Source organism: Ruegeria sp. AB5 (assembly GCF_056542645.1).
The window spans coordinates 1-3,851 of sequence record NZ_JBQGAE010000039.1; the positions used below are offsets into that span (position 1 = coordinate 1).

General features: G+C 53.1%; 1 protein-coding gene. It reads right to left on the reverse strand.

The window, feature by feature from the left end:
• On the reverse strand, positions 1–3,851 hold a 3,851-nt coding region (locus tag ACR0L4_RS23315; RefSeq protein WP_480515586.1), incomplete at both ends, for a tandem-95 repeat protein.

Here is a 3,851-nt window from a genome sequence, read left to right on the forward strand (position 1 = left end):
GTCCTCCGTCCCAGCCCCAGCCGCAAAATCAGTTACAGCATCCTCGCCGAAACCGGGATCAAAGACGAAGGTATCGTCCCCCGAGCCGCCGGTCAGGATGTCGTTGCCTGTGCCAGCATCCAGACGGTCATCGCCAGCGCTACCATACAGATAATCATCGCCCGCGCCGCCGTTTAGGATGTCATCGCCAGCGGTGCCGGTCAGGATATCATCACCAGCGGTGCCAAAGATCGGTGCTTCGTTTCTTCCGCGAACAACAACTGAAACCGTTGCGGTGCTTTCACCGCCATTGCCATCTCTGACGGTATAGGTAAATGTATCCGTCAGCATTTCGCCCTCTGCCAGGGCCTGAACAGCCTCTGCGCCGGTCGGATCATAGCTGATGGTCCCATCGGTGTTCAGCGTCAGGACTGCTCCATGCGCGCTTTCGGCAGAGACCGCTGTCACCGTCAGTGCATCTCCCTCGGCATCGCTGTCATTGACAAGAAGACTGGCTGTCTCAATCAGGGTGACAAAACCTTCCGAGATAATATCGGAACTTTGAGTAACACCGGCTGCATCGAAAATACGGGCCTCCATGGTCCAAGCAGACGAAGCGCCGTACTGTTGGTCATTAGACTCCCAGGTGACCACAAAATCGCCATTGGCGAGCGCTGTAACCTTCGGGTTTCTTTGAGCGCCATCGATGATTGCATTGACCAGAAATTCACTGGCGATCTCCCCGCCGTTCGCATCGAAAATACGGGCCTTGATAGCAGTATCGTAAGAACCGTCTTGCGGGTCAGTAGCCTCCCAGGTAACGACGAAATTGCCATTCGCGAGTGCTGTAACACTAACGCCATGCTGCCAGTCGTCAATGGCATTGAGAGGTTCATTGACTTTGAGGAGGCCGCTGATGTCCCCGCCATTCGCGTCGTAAACACGGAAATAGCTGTCAGAACCACAAAGATCGTTATTGCAGGGTCCAGTCGACCAGCTTGCGACGAAATTGCCATTGGCGAGCTCTGTAACACTTATGATGTATTGATAGAACCCGTCGACGACGTTCAACCTGCCGCTGATCCCGACGCCATTCGCATCAAAAACGCTTGCGTTAGTCTCTAAATATCCGTTATCTTTATGCATCCAAGTTACGATGAAATTGCCATTAGAGAATGCTGTAACACTCGGCGAACGTTGGAAAGCCCATTCTTTAATGACGTAGAACTCACTGACAATCTCAACGCCATCTACGTCTACAATACGTGCCTTGATGTCAGTAAAGTGAGATTCATCAGGGGATTCCCAAGTTTCGACGAAGTTGCCATTGGCGAGTTCTGCGACCTTCGGGTCGCTTTGGGTGCCATTGGTAAAGTCATTGATCAGGAACTCACTTGCGTCAATTGTACTTTCTGCATCAATAGTATTTTCAACCTCGCTATCATCAGCCGCGACAGGTGCATCGTTTCTTCCGTGAACAACGATTGAAACCGTTGCAGTGCTCTGCCCACCATTGCCGTCTTCAACCGTATAGGTGAAGGTGTCGATAAGTGTCTCGCCCTCTGCCAGAGCCTGAACAGCATCTGCGCCGGTTGGATCATAGCTGATGGTCCCGTTGGTATTCAGCGTAAGGGCGGCCCCATGCGTACTCGCGGCAGAGACCGCTGTTACCGTCAGTGCATCCCCTTCAACATCACTGTCATTGGCCAAGAGGGTGGCGGTCTCAATCGAAGTCACAACATCTTCGTCGATCGGCGTGGGACCTTGCGCAACACCGTTTGCATCGAAAATACGCGCCTTGATGGCCCAATCAGTGTCGCCTTGCTGCCCGTCAAGAGAATGCCAGGTGACGACAAAATCACCATTGTCGAGCGCTGTCACATTTGGAGTGCCTTGAATGTCATTGGTAAACTCATTGACGAGGAATTCACCGACAACCTCACTGCCACTCGCATCGAAAATACGCGCCTTGATGGCCCAGCCATCATCACCTTGCTGCCCATCATCAGATGCCCAGGTGACGACAAAGTGGCCATTGGCGAGGGCCGTAACATTTGGGTCGCGTTGCGTGCTATGGGTGAATTCATTGACGAGGAACTCACTGACGATCTCAACACCCTCTGCATCAAAAATGCGCGCCTTGATGGCCCAATCAGCATCCCCTTGCTGCTGGTCTTCAGACTCCCAAGTGACAACGAAATGGCCATTGGTGAGCGCTGTAACAATCGGCTTGATTTGCCAGCCATTGGTAAATTCATTGACGAGGAACTCACCGACAACCTCACTGCCACTCGCATCGAAAATACGCGCCTTGACGGCATAACCGGATGGATCGCCTTGCTGCAAGGCGTGAGAATGCCAGGTGACGACGAAATGGCCATTGGCGAGAGTGGTAACGCTTGGGTCCCGCTGATCGCCATTGGTAAATTCATTGACCAGGAATTCACTGACGATCTCGCCGCCCTCCGCATCGAAAATACGCGCCTTGATGGCCGTTGGAGACGTATCGCCTTGCTGCTGGTCTTCAGACTCCCAAGTGACAACGAAATGGCCATTTTCCAGTGCTGTTACACTCGAGATGAATTGACCGTTATTAGTAAACTCGTTGACCAGGAATTCACTGCCAATCTCACTGCCATCCGCATTGAAAACACGCGCCTTGACAGCATATCCGGATGGATCGCCTTGCTGTTGGTCAAAAGACGACCAGGTGACGACAAAATGGCCATCGGCGAGCGCCGTGACACTCGCGTTCAATTGCCAGCTATGGGTAAACTCGTTGACCAGGAACTCACTGACGATCTCAACACCCTCTGCATCAATAATACGCGCCTTGATGGCAGAAGAAGAAGCATCGCCTTGCTGCCCATCACGAGAGTCCCAGGTGACGACAAAATGGCCATTAGTCAGTGCGGTAATACTTGGAGTCTTTTGTCCGGTGTTGGTAAATTCATTCACGCGGAGTTCACTCGCGCCAATAAGATCATCTACCGCGATCGGTGCATCGTTTACAGGGGGAATCTCAAGGGCAAAGCTATCGCTTGCTGTGCGTGACCCATCGCTGGCCGTCACGGTCACACTCAATGTACCATGGAAGTCCTGCGGCGGTGTGCCCGAGAAGCTCCCCGCAATGGCATCAAACACCAGCCAGTCCGGCAGCGCCGCACCATCCGTCAGTGTCGCACTCAAGGTCAGTGCATCGCCATCCACATCCGTGAACGCATTGGTTGGCAGTGCAAAGCTCACAGCTTCATCTTCCGCTGAAGAGTGATCGGACAATGCAATTGCTAAAACGGGTGCATCGTTTCTTCCGTGAACAACAATTGAAACTGTTGCAGTGCTCTCCCCGCCATTGCCGTCCTCGACCGTATAGGTAAATGTGTCGATAAGTGTCTGCCCAACTGCCAAAGCCTGGACAGCATCCGCGTTGGTGGGATCATAGCTGATTGTCCCGTCGGTGTTCAGCGTCAGGGTCGCGCCATGCGCACTCGTGGCAGACACTGCTGTCATCGTGAGCGCATCCCCGTCGACATCGCTGTCGTTGGCCAAAAGCGTGGCGGTCTCAATCAGGGTCACAACATCTTCTGTGATCGGCTCGGGACCTTGAGCAACACCGTTTGCATCGAAAATACGCGCCTTGATGGCATAACCAGACGTATCACCTTGCTGCCCGTCGTTAGACATCCATATGATGACAAAATGGCCATTGGCGAGCACTGTCACGCTCGGCGCAATTTGAGTGTCATTGGTGAATTCATTGACCAGGAATTCACTGACAACCGCATCGCCATTCGCGTCAAAAATACGCGCCTTGATGGCCCAGCGATCATCGCCTTGCTGCCCATCATCAGACGCCCAGGTGACGACAAAAT